This window comes from Methylobacterium sp. 1A (genome assembly GCF_058072805.1).
On sequence record NZ_JBYQVE010000001.1, the window covers coordinates 2,933,980 to 2,952,213 of the forward strand.

General features: G+C 72.5%; 19 protein-coding genes. 13 read left to right on the forward strand and 6 right to left on the reverse strand.

Going from position 1 to position 18,234, the window contains the following annotated elements; translation table 11 throughout:
- The first annotated feature begins 35 nt into the window (after positions 1-35).
- The 4 genes from rarD to ACX9MN_RS14400 all read left to right on the forward strand — a co-directional run bounded on the left by rarD (position 36) and on the right by ACX9MN_RS14400 (position 4,374).
- Entirely contained in the window at positions 36-932 is an 897-nt protein-coding gene (gene rarD, locus ACX9MN_RS14385; protein ID WP_489724754.1) for an EamA family transporter RarD, read from the forward strand.
- 52 nt (positions 933-984) lie between these two features.
- Positions 985-3,375, forward strand: coding sequence for a hybrid sensor histidine kinase/response regulator (locus ACX9MN_RS14390; protein ID WP_489724755.1), 2,391 nt, complete (start codon positions 985-987; stop codon positions 3,373-3,375).
- Entirely contained in the window at positions 3,372-3,653 is a 282-nt protein-coding gene (locus ACX9MN_RS14395; RefSeq protein WP_020095400.1) for a hypothetical protein, read from the forward strand. The genes ACX9MN_RS14390 and ACX9MN_RS14395 overlap by 4 nt, the downstream gene beginning before the upstream one ends.
- 106 nt (positions 3,654-3,759) lie before the next feature.
- Positions 3,760-4,374: an NIPSNAP family protein gene (locus tag ACX9MN_RS14400; RefSeq protein ID WP_489724756.1), complete on the forward strand. Its 615-nt coding sequence runs from the start codon at positions 3,760-3,762 to the stop codon at positions 4,372-4,374.
- 66 nt (positions 4,375-4,440) lie between these two features.
- On the opposite strand, the gene ACX9MN_RS14405 is transcribed toward ACX9MN_RS14400, so the two are convergent.
- Positions 4,441-4,707 (reverse strand): GCG_CRPN prefix-to-repeats domain-containing protein, encoded by a 267-nt coding sequence (locus ACX9MN_RS14405; protein WP_100252347.1) that lies wholly within the window; start codon positions 4,705-4,707, stop codon positions 4,441-4,443.
- Positions 4,708-4,829: 122 nt separating this feature from the next.
- On the reverse strand, positions 4,830-5,852 hold the full coding sequence (locus ACX9MN_RS14410; RefSeq protein ID WP_489724757.1) for a P1 family peptidase: 1,023 nt from the start codon (positions 5,850-5,852) through the stop codon (positions 4,830-4,832).
- On the opposite strand from ACX9MN_RS14410, the gene ACX9MN_RS14415 reads away from it, so the two are divergent.
- Both ACX9MN_RS14415 and ACX9MN_RS14420 read left to right on the forward strand, forming a co-directional pair.
- Positions 5,805-6,830 (forward strand): NAD(P)-dependent oxidoreductase, encoded by a 1,026-nt coding sequence (locus ACX9MN_RS14415; protein ID WP_489724758.1) that lies wholly within the window; start codon positions 5,805-5,807, stop codon positions 6,828-6,830. The two genes, ACX9MN_RS14410 and ACX9MN_RS14415, sit on opposite strands and share 48 nt — an antisense overlap.
- Before the next feature lie 97 nt (positions 6,831-6,927).
- Positions 6,928-8,646 carry a methyl-accepting chemotaxis protein gene (locus ACX9MN_RS14420; protein WP_489724759.1) on the forward strand — a complete coding sequence of 573 codons (1,719 nt, stop codon included), beginning with the start codon at positions 6,928-6,930 and terminating at the stop codon, positions 8,644-8,646.
- Positions 8,647-8,650: 4 nt separating this feature from the next.
- Here the strand turns inward: ACX9MN_RS14420 and ACX9MN_RS14425 are convergent, their stop codons facing one another.
- The gene (locus ACX9MN_RS14425; protein ID WP_091977340.1) at positions 8,651-9,508 is read right to left on the reverse strand and encodes a S49 family peptidase; all 858 of its coding nucleotides are present in this window, start codon (positions 9,506-9,508) and stop codon (positions 8,651-8,653) included.
- Positions 9,509-9,753: 245 nt separating this feature from the next.
- Here ACX9MN_RS14425 and ACX9MN_RS14430 point away from each other — a divergent pair, with 245 nt between their 5' ends.
- The 6 genes from ACX9MN_RS14430 (at position 9,754) to ACX9MN_RS14455 (ending at position 15,199) form a co-directional block, all read left to right on the forward strand.
- Positions 9,754-10,083, forward strand: coding sequence for a hypothetical protein (locus ACX9MN_RS14430; RefSeq protein WP_020095393.1), 330 nt, complete (start codon positions 9,754-9,756; stop codon positions 10,081-10,083).
- A 213-nt stretch (positions 10,084-10,296) separates the two neighbouring features.
- Complete coding sequence (gene gyrA, locus ACX9MN_RS14435) at positions 10,297-13,029, forward strand: DNA gyrase subunit A (RefSeq protein WP_091927538.1); 2,733 nt, start codon at positions 10,297-10,299, stop codon at positions 13,027-13,029.
- A gap of 49 nt (positions 13,030-13,078) precedes the next feature.
- Entirely contained in the window at positions 13,079-13,582 is a 504-nt protein-coding gene (gene coaD, locus ACX9MN_RS14440) for a pantetheine-phosphate adenylyltransferase (RefSeq protein ID WP_020095391.1), read from the forward strand.
- Between the two features lie 27 nt (positions 13,583-13,609).
- Positions 13,610-14,158, forward strand: a complete 549-nt coding sequence (locus tag ACX9MN_RS14445; protein ID WP_020095390.1) for a peptidylprolyl isomerase — start codon at positions 13,610-13,612, stop codon at positions 14,156-14,158.
- A 7-nt stretch (positions 14,159-14,165) separates the two neighbouring features.
- Positions 14,166-14,663 carry a UCP034077 family protein gene (locus ACX9MN_RS14450; protein ID WP_020095389.1) on the forward strand — a complete coding sequence of 166 codons (498 nt, stop codon included), beginning with the start codon at positions 14,166-14,168 and terminating at the stop codon, positions 14,661-14,663.
- A 77-nt stretch (positions 14,664-14,740) separates the two neighbouring features.
- Positions 14,741-15,199: a peptidylprolyl isomerase gene (locus ACX9MN_RS14455; protein ID WP_489724760.1), complete on the forward strand. Its 459-nt coding sequence runs from the start codon at positions 14,741-14,743 to the stop codon at positions 15,197-15,199.
- A 152-nt stretch (positions 15,200-15,351) separates the two neighbouring features.
- On the opposite strand, the gene mobA is transcribed toward ACX9MN_RS14455, so the two are convergent.
- The 3 genes from mobA to ACX9MN_RS14470 all read right to left on the reverse strand — a co-directional run bounded on the left by mobA (position 15,352) and on the right by ACX9MN_RS14470 (position 17,577).
- Entirely contained in the window at positions 15,352-15,900 is a 549-nt protein-coding gene (gene mobA / locus ACX9MN_RS14460; protein WP_489725227.1) for a molybdenum cofactor guanylyltransferase MobA, read from the reverse strand.
- A gap of 70 nt (positions 15,901-15,970) precedes the next feature.
- Complete coding sequence (apbC, locus tag ACX9MN_RS14465; protein WP_020095387.1) at positions 15,971-17,119, reverse strand: iron-sulfur cluster carrier protein ApbC; 1,149 nt, start codon at positions 17,117-17,119, stop codon at positions 15,971-15,973.
- A gap of 155 nt (positions 17,120-17,274) precedes the next feature.
- Positions 17,275-17,577 carry a hypothetical protein gene (locus ACX9MN_RS14470; protein ID WP_489724761.1) on the reverse strand — a complete coding sequence of 101 codons (303 nt, stop codon included), beginning with the start codon at positions 17,575-17,577 and terminating at the stop codon, positions 17,275-17,277.
- 127 nt (positions 17,578-17,704) lie between these two features.
- On the opposite strand from ACX9MN_RS14470, the gene ACX9MN_RS14475 reads away from it, so the two are divergent.
- Positions 17,705-18,208 carry a pyridoxamine 5'-phosphate oxidase family protein gene (locus ACX9MN_RS14475; protein ID WP_010686116.1) on the forward strand — a complete coding sequence of 168 codons (504 nt, stop codon included), beginning with the start codon at positions 17,705-17,707 and terminating at the stop codon, positions 18,206-18,208.
- The last annotated feature ends 26 nt before the right edge of the window (positions 18,209-18,234 follow it).

Consider the following 18,234-nt stretch of genomic DNA (forward strand, 5'->3'; position numbering starts at 1 on the left):
CCCGGCCGCCCATCCGGGTCGACCGGGAGGACTCCGTGGGCCTCGTCTACGCGCTCGCCGCCTATCTGAGCTGGGGCCTCGTGGTCCCGGTGCATTTCCGGATGCTCGGGGCCTACACGCCGTACCACATCCTGTCGGAGCGGATCGTCTGGTCGAGCGTGTTCGCCGGCGCGCTGGCGCTGATCCTCGCGGCCCGCCACCGCCTCAACCTGCCGCTGCCGCTCCGGAAGCGCCACGCGCTGCTGGTGCTCTCGGCGGCGATGATCGGCGTGAACTGGCTGCTCTACCTCTACGCCGTCAGCGGCGGGCACCTGCTCGACGCGAGCCTCGGCTACTACATCAATCCCCTCGTGAGCGTGGCGTTCGGCCGGGTGGTGCTGGGCGAGCGCCTGCGGCTGGCGCAGGCCGTCGCGATCGGTATCGCCGCGACGGGCGTCGCCGTCGCGGTGGTGTGGGCCGGGGAACTGCCGCTGATGTCACTGTCGCTGGCGGTGAGCTTCGCCCTCTACGGGCTCGCCCGGAAGATCGTCGGCGTCGACGCGCTGGTCGGGTTCCTGGCCGAGACCCTGCTGCTCCTGCCGGCCGCGATCGTCTGGCTCGTCCTGTCGCCGGAGCCGTTCCTGCCGGCCGCGCCGGGGGACCGCGCCCTGCTGATGCTCACGGGCCTGACCACCGCGCTGCCGCTGATCTGGTTCGCCGCCGCGGCGGTGCGCCTGCGGCTCACCACCTTGGGCCTCCTGCAGTACGTGGCGCCGACCTGCCTGCTCGTCCTCAGCGTCCTCGTCTACGGCGAGCGTGTCGAGCCGCATCGGGCCCTGATGCTCGCGCTGATCTGGGTGGCGCTCGCGCTCTACACGATCGACGCCCTGCGGTTTCGCCGGCTGCCGGCCCCCGCGGCCGCGCGGTCGGATCCCGACGCGATGCGTGTATAAGGAATACTGGTTCAAGCCGCCGTGGGGCGGGTGACGGGACAGCGTCGGGTCGATGAGCGAGACTGAGAGCGGCCCAGGGTCCGTCACGGATGCCGATTACCGCAACCTCGCCGAGACGCTGCCGCAGCTCGCCTGGATCGCCGAGGCCGACGGCACCATCGTCTGGTACAATCAGCGCTGGTACGACTACACGGGCACCTCCCTCGACGAGATGCGGGGCTGGGGCTGGCGCACGGTCCACCACCCGGACCACGTCGCGTCGGTGACCGAGCGCTACCGCGCCGCGATCACGCTGGGCCGGTCCTGGGAAGACACGTTCCCGCTGCGCGGCCGCGACGGGAGCTACCGCTGGTTCCTGTCGAAGGCGCTGCCCCACCGGGACGAATCCGGGCGGATCCTGCGCTGGTACGGGACCAACACCGACATCACCGTCCGCCGCGCGGTCGAGGAGCGCCTGCGCCATTCCGAGCAGCGCTTCCGGGCGCTGGTGGACGCCTCGGCGGCGGTGATCTGGAACACGGACGCGGCCGGCGAGCTGTTGCCGCCGCAGGTCCGGTGGAGCACCTATACCGGCCAGACCGAGGAGGCCTACCAGGGCTGGGGCTGGCTGGACGCCGTCCATCCCGACGACCGGGGCCACGCGGCCGATGCCTGGGCCGCCTGCGTGGAGGCGCGCGCGACCTACGAGGTCGAGTACAGGCTGCGCCGGCACGACGGGGCCTGGCGCGCCATGGAGGTGCGCGGCGTGCCGGTCCTCGCCGAGGACGGCTCCCTGCGGGAATGGGTCGGTACCTGCGTCGACGTCACCGAGCGCAAGGAGGCCGAAGAGGCGGTGGAGCGCGCCCGACAGGCCGCCGAGGCGGCCAACCGGGCGAAGAGCCAGTTCATCGCCAACATGAGCCACGAGCTGCGCACGCCGCTCTCGGCGGTGATCGGCTATTCCGAGATGCTCGGCGAGGAGCTGGAGGATATCGGCCAAGCGGCCCTCCTGCCCGACCTGCGCAAGATCGAGGCGGCCGCCCGCCACCTGCTGTCGCTGATCAACGACGTCCTCGACATCTCGAAGATCGAGGCCGGCCGCATGACCGCCTCGGCCGAGACCTTCACGGTGGCCGACCTGCTCCGGGACGTCTCCGATTCCACCGGATCCCTGGTCGAGAAGAAGGGCAACCGCTTCGTCCTCGACGCCGGCGCGGCGGGCGAGGCCGGCCTCGGGTCCATGCACCAGGATCAGACCAAGATCCGCCAGTGCCTGCTGAACCTGATCGGCAACGCCGCGAAGTTCACCGAGCGGGGGACGATCACCCTGACGGTGCGGCGGCACCGCGAGGCTGGGGCCGACTGGCTGTCCTTCGCGGTCGCCGACACCGGCATCGGCCTGACCGAGGCCCAGATCGACCGCCTGTTCGAGCGCTTCGTCCAGGCCGACGATTCGACCACCCGGCAGTTCGGCGGGACGGGCCTCGGGCTCGCCATCACCCGCGCGTTCTGCCGGACGATGGGCGGCGATATCGGCGTCGCCAGCACCCCGGGCGCGGGCGCGACCTTCACGATCCGCCTGCCCGCGACCCTGCGCCCGGAGGACGCGCCGCCGACCGAGGCCGAGGCGCACACGCCGGTGGAGCCGCACGAGGAGCACGAGACGGTGCTGCTGGTCGACGACGACCCGGCCGCCCGGGAGCTGCTCCAGCGCTTCCTGGAGCGCGAGGGCTTCCACGTCCGCACCGCCAACGACGGCCGCGCCGGCCTGACGCTCGCCCGGGCCCTGAAGCCGCGGGCGATCCTGCTCGACGTCGAGATGCCGCGCATGGACGGCTGGGCGGTCCTGCACGCGGTCCGCAACGACCCCGACCTCGCCGGGACGCCGGTGATCATGACCTCGGTGGTGGCCGAGCAGGGGCTCGGCCAGGCGCTCGGCGCCACCGACTACTTCGTCAAGCCGATCGACTGGGACCGGCTCAAGGGCCTGATGGAGCGCTACCGGCCCGCGGCGCCGAACGAGGCGCGGGTCCTCGTGGTCGACGACGACGCGGATGCCCGGGAGCGCCTGCGCCGGTCGCTCGGCCGCGAGGGCTGGACCGTCGACGAGGCGGAGAACGGCCGGATCGCCCTGGAACGGGTCAGCCAGGCGCGGCCGAGCCTGATCCTGCTCGACCTGATGATGCCCGAGATGGACGGGTTCGGCTTCCTGCGGGCCCTCCGGTCGCGGCCCGACGGCGACGTGCCCGTGGTGGTGCTCACCGCCAAGGAGGTCACGGCCGCCGAGAAGGAGAGCCTGAACCGGCAGGCCGACCGGGTGATCGCCAAGGGCTCGATGAGCCTCGCGGAGATCGGCCGGCAACTGCGCGTCCTCTACGCGCGTTCGGCGACCGAGCCGGTGCCGGGGCAGCTCCAGGGTTTGCTGGATCGGCTCGCCGAGAAGGACGCGGGAGAACCACGATGAGCGCGGACGGGATCGATCCGGAGAAGGCGGTGGCCATCCGGCTGCGGGCGCGGCTCGCGGTGGTGGAGCGGGCGGCGTGGTTCGGCTTCGTCCACGCGATGAAGACCCGGCCGGTCGAGACCGAGGCCTACATCGCCTCGGAGCGGGCGCGCTGCACGGACGGGTTCGGCAGCGGCGCCTGGGCCAAGGACCTCACCGACGCCGAGCGGACGATGCTCGCCGAGGAGGTCGATAGCGGGCTGGCGCAGCTGCTGGAGGATGCCCGCGCCGAGCTGTGAGATTCGGCCGGCGGCGCGGAGCTGGTCCGCGCGTCCCGATGGCAACGAAAGGCGTTCTCCCGCTTTGACGGCGTGACGTCGATGGGACGACGTCGCCGAGGCGCCCATGCTGTACGAACTCGCGACCCTCTCGTGCCCGCTGCTCGCGGTGGGTCAGGTCTCGGCCGGCGTCGAGGCCTGGCTGGACGATCCCGACGCCAAGGGCGAGCTGGTCGGCTGCTGGCGCACCGAGATCGGGACGCTGGGGCGCCTGATCGTGCTGCGCGGCTTCGCGGCGCCCGAGGACATGACCGCCGAGCGCCGGCGCGCCCTGCTCAGCGCCAACCCGTTCAACGCCGGGCACGTGATCACCGCGCTGGAGATGGACAGCTACGCCCCGTTCCCCTTCCTGCCGCCGATCCGGACGGGCGACCGGGGCGGGGTGTACGAGATCCGGACCTATCGCCAGAAGCCGGGGGGCCTGCCGCCGACCCTCGCGGCCTGGGAGGCCGCGATCGAGCCGGCACGCGCCTACACGCAGCACCTCGTCGTCAACATGTACGCCCTCGACGGCGCGCCGCGCATCACGCACGTCTGGGGTTTCCCGAGCCTCGAGGAGCGGGCCGCGCTGCGAGCCCGCGCCTACGAGGCGGGAATCTGGCCGCCGAAGGGCGGCCCGGACCAGATCGCCGAGGCGACCGCGACGATCGCGCTCCCCCAGGGGCGCTCGCCCCTGCGCTGACCGCCATCCCTCGAGAGCCGCAACCCGCGCTGGCGCCACCCCAGGGGGCGGCGCCAGCGCCGTCACTCAGCGGCGGCAGACGCCCCGCGGGCCGCGATAGAGGCCGGGCGGGCAGCCGCGGGGAGCGCCGGTGACGGCGCGGCGGATCGCGCCGCGCGGGCCGCGATTCAGGCGGCAGCCGCCGTAGGCCCCGCGATGGGCGCCGAACCCGCAGCCGCCGCGGACGAGGGTGACGGCGGCGTCGCCGCCGGTCAGCGGTGCCACGGGCATCGCCTGGGCTCCGCCGGCGAACAGCGCGACGGACGCGGCGACGATCAGGCCGGTCATTCTCATGAGATTCTCTCCCGCTGGGCACAGGGCGCGGACCGGTGCGATCCGGGCCGCGTCGCGGCCTCCGGCCGCGGCCAGTAACCCCGTGCCCGCGGCATCGTTCCGCGCGCGGGCGGGGCCGCCGATCAGGCGCCGAACAGGTCGCGCCAGGCCGGTGGAAGCCCCGTGCCGGCCAGGGGCGGCGACGGCGCGTGTCCGGGCAGGCTCGTCGCCGAGAACACGCCGCGGGCCACCGCCCGAGCCAGGACGCGCGCGGCGACGTCGCCGAGGCGGGCGAGGTCGACCACCGGTTCGGCGAGGGGCACGGCGCCGGTCGCCGCGGCGAAGACTAGGTCGCCGTCGAGGGGCGTGTGCGCCGGCACGAGCGCGCGGGCGAGTCCGTCCTGCGCGGCCACCGCGAGGCGCCGGCACTGCGCCTTGGTCAGCGCCGCGTCGGTCGCCACCACGGCCAGCGTCGTGGCGGCGCCCGGCAGCGCCCGGGCCGGGAAGGCGAGGGCCTCCGGCGGCATCCGGACCGGCGCGCCGAGACCACCGAACTCGTCGCCCTCTTCGAAGGGCGCCGCCCAGAAATGCGGCCCGGCTCCGATCGTCGCGTTGCCGAAGGCGTTCACGGCCGCGAGCGCCCCGACGCGGAAGCCCGTTCCCGGCACCTGCGCCGAGGCGGATCCGATGCCACCCTTCAGTCGCCCGGTGCGCGCGCCTGTCCCGGCCCCGACCGAGCCCAGGGCGAAATCCTCCGCCGCGGCCGCGGCGGCCTGAAAGCCCAGCTCGCGATAGGGCGGATAGCGGCCCCAGGCCTTGTCCCCGCCGTTGGGGAGATCGAACAGGACCGCCCCGGGGACGATCGGCACCCGCATGGCGCCGACCGGGAAGCCGCGCCCGGCCTCGGCGAGCCACGCCGCCACGCCCGCCCCCGCGTCGAGGCCGAAGGCCGAGCCCCCGGAGAGCACGAAGGCGTCGACCCGCTCCACGGTGCGCTCGGGGTCGAGCAGGTCGGTCTCGCGGGTGCCCGGCCCGCCGCCGCGCACGTCGACCGCGGCGATGGCCGGCTCATCGAACACGATCGCGGTGACGCCGCTGGCGAGCCGCAGGTCGGTGGCGTGGCCGACCCGCAGGCCGGGAATGTCGGTGATGCGATTCTGCGGCATGGATCGAGCTTGCCACGCCGTGCGAGCGCCGCAAATCCGGCCGGGGCCGTTGACCGCCGGCCGGGATTTCCCAGTTGGCAGACGGCACAGCGCGTCGAGGAGCACGGCATGGACGTCGGATTCATCGGGATGGGGCGGATGGGTCGCGCCATGGCGGCCAATCTCGCCCGGGCCGGCCACGCGGTCCGCGCCTGGAACCGCTCGCCGGAGGCCGCGCGCGGCATCGACGGCGTCACCCCGGTGGCGAGCGCCGCCGAGGCCTTCGCCGGGGACGCCGTGATCACCATGCTGGCCGACGACGCGGCCCTCGAGGCCGTGATCGTGGCCGGCGGCCTCCTCGACCGGCCGGAGCGCCCCGGCCTGCATATCGGGATGAGCACAGTCTCGGTGGCCCTGGCGAAGCAGCTCGCCGCCGTCCACGCGCGGGCCGGCGTCCCCTACGTCTCGGCCCCGGTCTTCGGGCGGCCGGACGTGGCGGAGGCCGGGAAGCTCAACATCGTTGCGGCGGGAGAGGGAGCCCTCATCGACCGCGCCGGCCCACTCCTCGACGCGATGGGCGCCAGGACCTGGCGCTTCGGCGACGACCCGACGCGGGCGAACGCCGTCAAGCTCGCCGGCAACTTCATGCTGATCTCGGCGATCGAGGCCATGGCCGAGGCCTGCGCCCTGACGGAGGGCCACGGCGTCCCGGGCGCCGAGTTCCTCGACCTGATGACCAACACGCTGTTCGCCTCGCCGGTCTACAAGGGCTACGGCGCCTCGATCGCACAGAACCGCTACGAGCCGCCGGGCTTCATCCTCAGGCTCGGGGCCAAGGACGTGCGGCTCGCCCTGCAGGCGGCCGAGGGCGCCGGGGTGCCGATGCCCTTCGCCAGCGTGCTGCGGGACGGTCTCATCGAGGCGATCAGCCACGGCGACGGCGAGAAGGATCTGGCGGCGCTCGCCCGCGTCTCCGCCCGGCGCGCAGGGCAGGGTTGAAATCTGCGGCAATGGCTCGCCTTTATGGCGAACCTTAACCCGTCATTTCAACCTCACGACAGAGTGTCCGGCCGGCTATAGGCACGGATACCAATAGATGCGCACACATTCCTATTCGCTGCGCAGGATGACTCTGTCGACGAAAGTCATCCTGCTGGCGATGCTCGCCGTGACACTCACCGCCGGCGCCATCTGGATTACGGTCTCGCGACAAACTTGGTCGCAGATGGAGGCGCGCCAGCGCACCAACGGCGAGCGCAACCTGAGAACTCTGGCGCTCGTCCTGGCGGCGCGGGTCGAGGGCGCGGCGGCGGATCTCGACGGCGCGCGCGTCGCCCGGGTGTCGACGCCGAGCCTGTCGGGCTTCGCCGATGCCCGCGTCGTGGACGACGCCGTCGCCTACTCGGGCGGCCTGGCGACGGTGTTCAGCTACGAGCCCGCCTCCGACAGCTTCGTACGGCGCCAGACCACCGTGCGCCGGGAGGACGGGACCCGCGCGGTCGGCACGGCGCTCGCCGCCGACAGCCCGGCCCAGGCCGCGATCCGCGCCGGGCAAACCTACGAGGGGCCGGCGACCCTGTTCGGGCGGCGCTACCACACGGTGTACCAGCCGACGGTCGACGCCGCCGGCAAGGTGAACGGCATCCTGTTCGTCGGCCTGCCGATCGAGATGTACTTCGACGCCCACGCCCAGACGATGACGAGCCTCAGCGTCGCCGCCCTGATCATCGCGGTGCTGGCCTGTGCCCTCGTCGGGCTGGCGGCGGCGCGGCTGTTCCGGCCCTTCTCGGCGATCGCGGCGCGGATCGAGGCCCTCGCGGCCGGCGACTTGGACTCGGCCATCCCCCACGCGGGGCGCGGCGACGAGATCGGCACGGTCGCGCGCGCCCTCGAGGTGCTGCGCGTCTCCGGCCTGCGGACCCGGGAGCTCGAGAGCCTGCAGAGCGCGGGCGCGGCCGACGAGACGCGGCGGCGGGCCGCGCTCGACCGCGCCATCGAGGCGTTCCGGGGCCAGATCGTCCGCCTGAAGGACGCGCTGACCGCCAGCACCGGCGCGATGCGCGCCCGAGCCGGCGAGATGGCGGCCAGCTCCGCCGAGGCGGAGGCCGCCGTCGCCGAGACCGAGCGCGGCTCGCACGAGACCTCCGCCAGCGTCCAGACCGTCGCGAGCGCCGCCGAGGAGCTCTCCGCCTCCATCGCCGAGATCGGGACCCAGCTCGACCACGCCGAGGCCCTGGTGGCCACGGCCGCCGCGGAATCGGACGCCATGAACGCCGAGATCGGCGAGCTCGCCGAGGCCGCGGGGCGCATCGGCGCCGTCGTCGGGCTGATCCGCCAGATCGCCGAGCAGACCAACCTGCTGGCGCTCAACGCCACGATCGAGTCCGCCCGGGCGGGCGCCGCCGGCAAGGGCTTCGCCGTGGTGGCCGCGGAGGTGAAGGCGCTGGCGTCGCAGACCGCGCGGGCGACCGAGGAGATCGGCAGCCAGATCGCCGGCGTGCAGGCCTCGACGACGGTGGCCGTGGCGGCCATCGGCCGGATGGGCGAGCGGATGCGGGCGGTCAGCGCCACCACGGGTGGGATCGCGTCGGCGGTCTCGGCCCAGGGCGCGGCCACCGCCGAGATCTCCCGCAACGTCGCCGACACGGCCGGCGCCACCGAGGCCATCGCGGGCGGCCTGACCACGGTCGCCGGCGCCGCGCGGCGCTCGGCCCGCATGGCCGCCACGGTCACCGAGGCGGCTCAGACCGTCGACGCGGTCGCGGCCGACCTCGAGGGCGAGATCGAGCGCTTCCTCGGTCAGGTCGCGGCCTGAGCCCTCAGAGCCCGTAGCGGGCGAAGGCCGCGCGCTCCGCGAACGCGGCCATCGCCCCCTCGGCCAGGTCGATCCCGCCCGGCGCGCCGCCCCGGCGCAGGATGCGGGAGAGCAGGCCGCCGCGCGCCTCGGCGACGAGGCGCAGGTCGACCTTCTCGCCGAAGCGCGCGCGCATCGCGGTGCGCACGTCGCCCAAGGCGTCGACGAGGCCGAGGGGCAGCGCCTGCCGCCCGGTCCAGACCGCGCCGGTGAACAGGTTCTCGGACGTCGACAGGCCCGGGCGCCGGGCCGTGACGAGGCCGGTGAACAGGTCCTGCACGTCGGCCTGGATGCGCTTCAGGCGCTCCACGTCGGCGGGATCCTCCGGGCGGAACGGGTCGAGCATCGACTTCGCCTCGCCCTGCGTGTGCACCCGCCGCTCGACACCGAGCTTCTCCAGGAGGCCGTGGAAGCCGAAGCCGGCCGAGACCACGCCGATCGAGCCGACGATCGAGGTCGGGTCGGCGACGATCTCGTCGGCCGCGCAGGCGATCATGTAGCCGCCGGAGGCCGCGACATCCTCCACGAAGGCGATCACCGGCACGCCCTTCTCCTCGGCCAGCGCCCGGATGCGGCGGTGGATCAGGTGCGACTGCGCCGGCGAGCCGCCGGGCGAGTTGATCACCAGCGCCACCGCCTTCACCCCCGGCATCCCGAAGGCGCGCTCCAGGCTGCCCGCGACGCCCCCGATCGAGAGCCCCGGCCGGAGCGGCGAGACCGCCCCGATCGTGCCCGACAGCCGGACCACCGCGACCCGCGGGCGTCGGTCCCGGAAGCGGCGCGGGAGGAGAGCACGGAATGTGTCGGGGAACGCGAACGCCATGGGGTCTTACGCGGCTCGTCGGGAAGCCGGGCGGGAGACGGCCCGGAAGCGCCTGCTCCGGAAACTGGGCGCTTTCCGGCCCCGCGCAAGGGCGGTGCGCGAGGGTGGTGCGCGAGGGCGGCGCATCTGCGCAGTCGGAACGGATCGAACCGTTTGCCGACCTTGGCCGTTTCAGGCGACGGCGCGAGCCTCGTGCCGGCCCGGATCCGCTGGACTCGGACGGGCGCTCACACGGGAGAGAAACGATGCGACCCTGGCCGATCCTGGTCCTCCTCGCCGCGCTGCTCGGCGGGCTGGCAAGTGCGCCCGCGCGCGCGGCGCCCCTGCCGGTCCCCGCGAGCGCCGAGGCCGCCGCCCCCGCCCCCGCGGTGCAGCAGGCCCACTGGCGCCACCGCCGCCACTGGCACCGCCGCCACCACTGGCGCCGCCACTGGCACCACCGCCGCCACTACTGGCACCGTCGCCATCACTGGCACCGGCACCACCATTTCCGCCGGCATTGGCACCGCCACCACGTCTGGCATGGCCGCCCGTACGCCCGTCCGTACGGCCACCGGCACGTCACGTTCTACTGAGCGCAGCCCTGCGCGCCCCGGCCCGATCGGGCCGGGGCGCATCCCTGCCGGGACCCGCGCCGGCAGCCGCGCTGCGACCTTGCGGGCGGCCTCGGAAAACCTTATTTAACCGTCTGATATCACTGCTCTTCCGAGAGGCCGTTCCGGCGCATCGCGCGCCACCCGGGAACGGCCGTGAGCACCGCCCGTCCGGGCTTCAGAACGGATACCGACTTGGCCGAGAACGATCCGACTGGCGCCGCCCCGCCCGCCAGCGACATCCGCCCCGTCTCCATCACCGACGAGATGCGCCGCTCCTACCTCGATTACGCGATGAGCGTGATCGTGAGCCGGGCGCTTCCCGACGCCCGCGACGGTCTCAAGCCGGTGCACCGGCGCATCCTCTACTCCGCCTTCGAATCCGGGCACCTGCCCGAGCGGAAATACGTCAAGTCGGCCCGCATCGTCGGCGACGTGATCGGTCTCTACCACCCGCACGGCGACCAATCGATCTACGACGCCCTCGTGCGGATGGCGCAGGACTTCTCCATGCGCCTCATGCTCATCGACGGGCAGGGCAATTTCGGCTCGGTGGACGGCGATCCGCCGGCCGCCATGCGCTACACCGAATCGCGGCTGGCCAAGCCCGCGACCGCGCTGCTCACCGACATCGACAAGAACACCGTCGATTTCGGACCGAACTACGACGAGTCGCGCGAGGAGCCGACCGTCCTCCCGGCCCGCTTCCCGAACCTGCTGGTCAACGGCGCGGGCGGCATCGCGGTCGGCATGGCGACCAACATCCCGCCGCACAATCTCGGCGAGCTGATCGACGCCTGCGTGGCGCTGATCGACGATCCGGGCCTGACCATCGAGCAGCTCACCGAGATCGTGCCCGGCCCGGACTTCCCGACCGGCGGCATGATCCTCGGCCGGGCCGGCACGCGGCAGGCCTACGCGACGGGCCGCGGCTCGGTGATCATGCGCGCCAAGTCGCATGTCGAGGAGCTGCGCAAGGAGCGCGAGGCGCTGATCTTCACCGAGATCCCCTATCAGGTGAACAAGGCGACGCTCGTCGAGAAGATCGCCGAGCTGGTGAAGGAGAAGCGCGTCGAGGGCATCTCGGACCTGCGCGACGAGTCCGACCGGACGGGCATGCGCATCGTCGTCGAGATCAAGCGCGACGCCATGGCCGACGTGGTGCTGAACCAGCTCTACCGGTTCACGCCGCTGCAGAGCTCCTTCGGCTGCAACATGGTGGCGCTGAACGGCGGCCGCCCCGAGCTGATGAACCTGAAGGACCTGCTCCAGGCCTTCGTGGATTTCCGCGAGGAGGTCGTCTCCCGGCGGACCAAGTTCCTCCTCGGCAAGGCCCGCGAGCGCGCCCACGTCTTGTGCGGCCTCGCCATCGCGGTCGCCAACATCGACGAGGTGATCCGCCTGATCCGGACCTCGCCGGACCCGAACACGGCCCGCGAGGCCCTGATGGCCCGCGACTGGCCGGCCCACGACATCGCGCCGCTGATCGCGCTCGTGGACGACCCGCGCCACCGCGTCGCCGAGGACGGGACCTACCGCCTGTCCGAGACCCAGGCCCGCGCCATCCTCGACCTGCGCCTGCAGCGCCTCACGGCGCTCGGCCGCGACGAGGTCGGCGACGAGCTGAAGACGCTCGCCGACGAGATCGCCGACTACCTCGACATCCTGCGCTCGCGCGCCCGCATCCAGGGCATCGTCAAGGGCGAGCTCGCCGAGGTCCGCGAGCAGTTCGCCACCCCGCGCCGGACCGAGATCGTCGACTTCGACGGCAGCGTCGAGGACGAGGACCTGATCGCCCGCGAGGACATGGTGGTGACCGTGTCGCACGCCGGCTACGTGAAGCGCGTGCCGCTCTCGACCTACCGAGCCCAGCGCCGCGGCGGCAAGGGCCGCTCCGGCATGGCGACCCGCGACGAGGATTTCGTCACCCGCCTGTTCGTGGCCAACACCCACACGCCGGTGCTGTTCTTCTCCAGCCAGGGCCAGGCCTACAAGGAGAAGGTCTGGCGGCTGCCGATGGCCGCCCCGAACGCCCGCGGCAAGGCGCTGGTGAATATCCTGCAGTTGCAGGACACCTCCGAGCGCATCACCACGATCATGCCGCTGCCCGAGGACGAGGCGTCGTGGGAGACGCTCGACGTCATGTTCGCGACCGCGCGCGGCAACGTCCGGCGCAACAAGCTCTCGGACTTCACCACGGTGAACCGCAACGGCAAGATCGCCATGAAGCTCGACCCGGGCGACCACATCGTCCACGTCGAGATCTGCCGGCCGGACCAGAACGTGCTGCTGACCACCGCTCTGGGTCAGTGCATCCGCTTCCCCGTCGAGGACGTGCGCGTCTTCAAGGGCCGCGACTCGACCGGCGTGCGCGGCATCCTGCTGGCCAAGGACGACCGGGTCATCTCGATGACCATCCTGAACGCCTTCGACGCCAGCGCCGAGGAGCGGGCCGGCTACCTGAAGATGCGCCGCGCCGTGACCGGCGAGGCCGAGGAGAACGGCGACGCGGAGCCCGAGGACGGCGCCGAGGCGGCGGCGATCTCGCTCGACCGCTACAACGAGATGGGCGCGGCCGAGCAGTACGTGCTGACCCTGTCGGAGCGGGGCTTCGGCAAGCGCTCCTCGTCGTTCGAGTATCGGACCTCGGGACGCGGCGGGAAGGGCATCACGGCGATGCGGGTCAATGCCCGCAACGGCAGCCTCGTGGCGTCCTTCCCGGTCGAGGCCTCGGACCAGATCATGCTGGTCACCGACGGCGGCCAGCTGATCCGCGTGCCGGTGGACGACATCCGCATCGTCGGCCGCGCCTCGCAGGGCGTGACGGTGTTCAACACCGCCAAGGACGAGAAGGTCGTCTCGGTGGAGCACATCGAGGGCGAGGACGAGGGCGCCGAGGCCGGTCCCGAGGGCGGCGAAGAGGCCTGAGGCGCCGCCCGGTTCCGTCCGGCGCGAAAATGCTCTAGGTCGGGTCGCGATGACCCGCACTGCCCTCTACGCCGGCTCGTTCGATCCGGTCACGAACGGCCATCTCGACGTGGTCCGCCAGGCCTGCCGGCTGGTGGACCGCCTCGTGATCGCCATCGGCGTCCACCCCGGCAAGGCCCCGCTGTTCTCCGCCGAGGAGCGGGCGGCGCTGCTGAGCGAGACCTGCGGGCCGGTGGCCCAGGCCGAGGGTGCGGCGCTGGAGATCGTCACTTTCAACGATCTCGCCGTCTCGGCCGCCCGGCGCTGCGGCGCCGCGATCTTCATCCGCGGCCTGCGCGACGGCACGGATCTCGACTACGAGATGCAGCTCGCCGGCATGAACGGCGCCATGGCGCCCGAGGTGCAGACCGTGTTCCTGCCCGCCTCGACGCAGGCCCGCCCGATCACCGCGACGCTGGTGCGCCAGATCGCCGGCATGGGGGGCGACGTCTCGCCCTTCGTGCCCGCGGCGGTCGCCGCGCGCCTCCGGCAGCGCTTCGCCGCCCATTCCTGACACCGGCCCGACCCTGGAAGGACTTCGATGAACCGACGCCACGCCCTCCTCGCGCTCGCCCTGACGCTCGGCACCGCTCAGGCGGCCCGGGCCGCCGACGCCAACACGGTCTATCTCCAGACCAAGGACGGGCGGATCACCATCGAGCTGCGGCCCGACATCGCGCCCAAGCACGTCAAGCAGATCAAGACCCTTGTCTCGCAGGGCTTCTACAACGGCCTCAAGTTCCACCGCGTCATCGACGGGTTCATGGCCCAGACCGGCGACCCGAAGGGCAACGGCACCGGCGGCTCCAGCCTGCCGAACATCCCGGCCGAGTTCACGCAGTCGGCCCAGTTCCGCCGCGGCACCGTGGGCATGGCCCGCTCGCAGGATCCGAACTCGGCGAACTCGCAGTTCTTCATCTGCCTCGGCGACGCGCCGTTCCTGAACGGCCAGTACACGATCGTCGGCAACGTCACGGACGGGCTCGACGTCCTCGACAAGATCAAGAAGGCCGCCCCGGGCGCGCCGGGCGGGGCCGTCCAGGATCCCGACAAGATCGTCAGCATGACGCTCGCCGAGAAGGCCAAGTAGCGGCCGCATGCCGGGCCGGCGCGCCGCCTCGATCCTCCTGCTGAGCTTGATCCCGGCGGCCGCCGCGGCCTATGACGGCGCGCCGTTCTACGGCTACGCCGAGGAGCCGGGGGGCGGCTACCCGCTGAGCCTGCCCCAGACCCTGCGCGCCACGGTCCCGGTCCCGGTCGCCCGGATGGCGACCAAGCCCGCCGACACCCTGGCCGAGCTCTACCCGGCGCTCGCCGCCTGCTGGCAGGCACCGGGCGGCCTCGGCCGCCCGAGCGGCGGGTCCGACGACATCGAGATCACCCTGCGGCTCGCGCTGCGGCGCGACGGCAGCCTGATCGGGCCGCCCCGCGTCACCTACGCGGCGGGGGTCGCGGGCGATCGGCGGAATACCCTGGTGCGCGGGACCCTCGACGCCCTCGCGCGCTGCACCCCGGTCCACATCACGCCGGGTCTGGGCCGGGCGATCGCGGGGCGGCCGGTGGCGCTCCGCTTCGTCTACCGCCCGCCGGCCTGAGCGCCGGCGAGACCGACACGGGCGCTGGCCGGATCCGGCACGCGCCGATACAGTTCCCCCAACCGGAAGGAAAGACTATGGCCGACAACGAGACCATCGTGCTGGAGACCACCAAGGGCCGCGTCGTGATCGCGCTGCGCCCCGACCTCGCCGCGGGCCACGTCGAGCGCATCAAGACGCTCGCCGCCCAGGGCTTCTACGACGGCGTGCCGTTCCACCGGGTGATCGACGGGTTCATGGCCCAGACCGGCGACCCGACCGGCACCGGCTCGGGCGGCTCCGACCTGCCGGACCTGAAGGCCGAGTTCAACGCCGAGCCGCACGTGCGCGGCACCTGCTCGATGGCGCGGACGAACTTCCCGCACTCGGCGAACTCGCAGTTCTTCATCTGCTTCGACGACGCCCGCTTCCTCGACAAGCAGTACACGGTGTGGGGCAAGGTCGTGGAAGGCATGGACGTGGTCGACACGATCAACAAGGGCGAGCCGCCGCGCTCGCCGGACAAGATCGTGAAGGCGACCGTCGCGGCGGCCTGAGCTCGGATCAAGCCTCACAGCCGAAGCCATCTCTCGATGGCTTCGGCTGTACCGTCTTTGCGAGCGGAGCGAAGCGAGCCAGTAGCGCCGCGTCATCACGCGTCGCGCTGCCCTGGGTCACTTCGCTTCGCTCGTGATGACGGCGGACCGCATCACCCGCGGTCCAGGTCTTCCGCCGCCGCCAGATCCGTCGGCGAATTGATGTTGAGGAACGGGTCCACCGGCTCGACCGGCCAGGTCGCGACCGCGGCCCCGTGGCGCGCGATGAAGGCGCCGACGCGCCGCTCGCCGCGTTCGAGATAGTCCCGAAGCGCGTCGCTCAGAGCCGTCGGCCAGAGCGCGATCGTGTAGTGCTGCCGCTCCCCTGAGGCCGCGAGCGCGATGCCGGTCTCCGGCCCGGCCGCGCCGAGGCGCGCTACCAGATCCTCCGGCAGGAACGGCGCGTCGCCCGACACGCTCACCACCCGCGCGATACCCCGCGCGCCGGCGTGCTCCAGCCCGGCGAGGATGCCGGCGAGCGGGCCCGGCTGATCCGGCACGGGGTCCGGTAGGACCGGACCGGGAAAGCCGGAGAACCGCGCCGGGTCGCCGTTGGCGCTGAGCGCCAGTCCCGCCCCGCATTGCGGCCCGAGCCGCTCGACCACCCGCTCCAGCAGGGTCCGCCCCCCGAGCCGCAGCAGCGGCTTGTCGCTTCCGCCCATCCGCCGCGCCCGCCCGCCGGCGAGGATCAGGCCCAGGACCGGCGGCGGAAGAGGCGGGGAGGGCACAGGATCACTCGAAGACGATCTTCGGCGCCGTCCGCCCGGCCGGAGCGCCGGACAGGTTCGCCCAGAGCTGGGCGGCGATGTCCCGGTAGACCTTGGCGTGCGGCCCCTCCGGATCGGTCGCCACCACCGGCCGACCGGCATCCGAGGTCTCGCGGATGGTCATGTTCAGCGGCACCTCGCCGAGGAACGGCACGCCGAGCCGCTGCGCCTCGTTCCGCGCGCCGCCGTGCCCGAAGATGTGCGAGGCGTGGCCGCAATTCGGGCAGACGAAGGTCGCCATGTTCTCGATCACGCCGAGGATCGGCACCGCGACCTTCTTGAACATGGTCACGCCGCGCCGCGCGTCGATCAGCGCGAGATCCTGCGGGGTGGAGACGATCACGGCGCCGGAGAGCGGCGTCGCCTGCGCCATGGTGAGCTGCGCGTCGCCGGTGCCGGGCGGCATGTCGACGAGCAGCACGTCGAGCTCGCCCCAGAGCACGTCGCGCAGCATCTGGGTGATGGCCGACTGCACCATCGGGCCGCGCCAGATCATCGCCGTCTCGGGCTCGATCAGGAAGCCGATCGACATGACCTTGAGGCCGTAGCCGACCATCGGCTCCATGGCCTTGTTGTCGACGACGTTGGGCTTGCCCGAGAGCCCGAACAGCTTCGGCACGGAGGGGCCGTAGATGTCGGCGTCGAGGAGGCCGACCTTCAGTCCCTGGGCCTGGAGCGCCAGGGCGAGGTTGCAGGCGGTGGTCGACTTGCCGACGCCGCCCTTGCCGGAGGCGACCGCCACGATGTGGCGCACGCCCGCGATCTGCGGGCCCTGGTTCGGCGGCGCGCCGGGCCGCGGCGGCGCGACCGGCGGCGGCGTCACGGGCCGGGGAGCGGCGCCGCTCTGGGCCGGGTGGCTCTGGTTCCGCTCGGAGGTGAGGCTCGCGAACACGCCCGAGACGCCCGGCATCTTCAGGACGCGCCCCTCGGCCTGGCGCCGCACCGGCTCGAACCGCTCGGCCTCGCTGGGATCGACGAGGATCGAGAACATCACGCGGCTGTTCGGATCGACCACGACCTGGGACAGCCGTCCCGAGCCGGGCAGGGTGGTGCCGGCGGCATCGACGGTGACGTCGGCGAGCGCCTTCAGCACGTCGTCGCGGGTGATCGCCAAAATCGTTCTCCACCGGGGCAAGCAGGTATGCCAGTGCATGTAACCGAGCGGGCCCAGAACACCAGACCCCGGGCCCGAGATCGGCGCGCGCCGGTGGCCCGCGTCCCCGCGGCCATCGCGCGCCGGAGCGGGGCGCCGCCCGGACCGTGCCGGCGTCAGTGCGGCCGGGCGATGAGGTTGCACGCCTCCATCGGGCCGCGCACCACGGTCCCGTCGCCGCGCCGGTAGAACCCGTGCCGCAGGCGACGGCAGCCGAGGGGGCCGCGCAGACGTTTCACGCGCTCGATGTGGACGCTGCCGTAGCGGCGGTTCGAGAAATCATGGCCGCCGATGCGCACGCCCGGGCCGAAGCGCACCTCGGCGCCGGCCGGCCGAGCGCCGAGACAGAGGGCGCCGAGACAGAGGGCGCCGAGCGCCAGCGCCGCGGCCGTGCGCCCCAACTTCCGAACACGTCGCATCCGAACCTCCTCACCGCACGGGCAAGCTGAACCAACGGGAGACTGATCCGTTGTCGGGGCAGCCTTCGGCCGGGGCACCCTCCGGAGACCCCGCCGGGACCGAAACGACGCGTAGGAGACCACTTTCATGCATCAGGGCAACCACCGCGACCACGAGGGCGCGAAGAAGCTGTTCGAGCTCATCAAGGACGTGAAGATCGCCATGATGACCACCGTCGACTCCGACGGCACGCTCAACAGCCGCCCGATGTGGAACAACGACGCCGACGAGAACGGCGACCTGTGGTTCTTCACCAAGCTGCACTCGCCCAAGACGGCCGAGATCAGCAAGGACAACCAGATCAACCTCGCCTATTCCGACCCGTCGAGCCAGAACTACGTCTCGGTGGCCGGCAAGGCGGAGATCGTCCGCGACCAGTCGATCATCGACGCGAAGTGGAATGAGAGCCTGAAGACCTGGTTCCCGAACGGGAAGAATGATCCCGAAGTCGCGCTGATCCGCGTTCACCCGGAGAAGGGTGAGTACTGGGACAGCCCGAACAGCACGATGCTGCACCTCTACGGCTACGTGAAGGCCTCGCTCACCGGCGAGAGCCCGAAGACCGAGACCAAGAAGGTCGACCTCGCCTGAGGATCGATCGTCAGGATCGGCGGTTT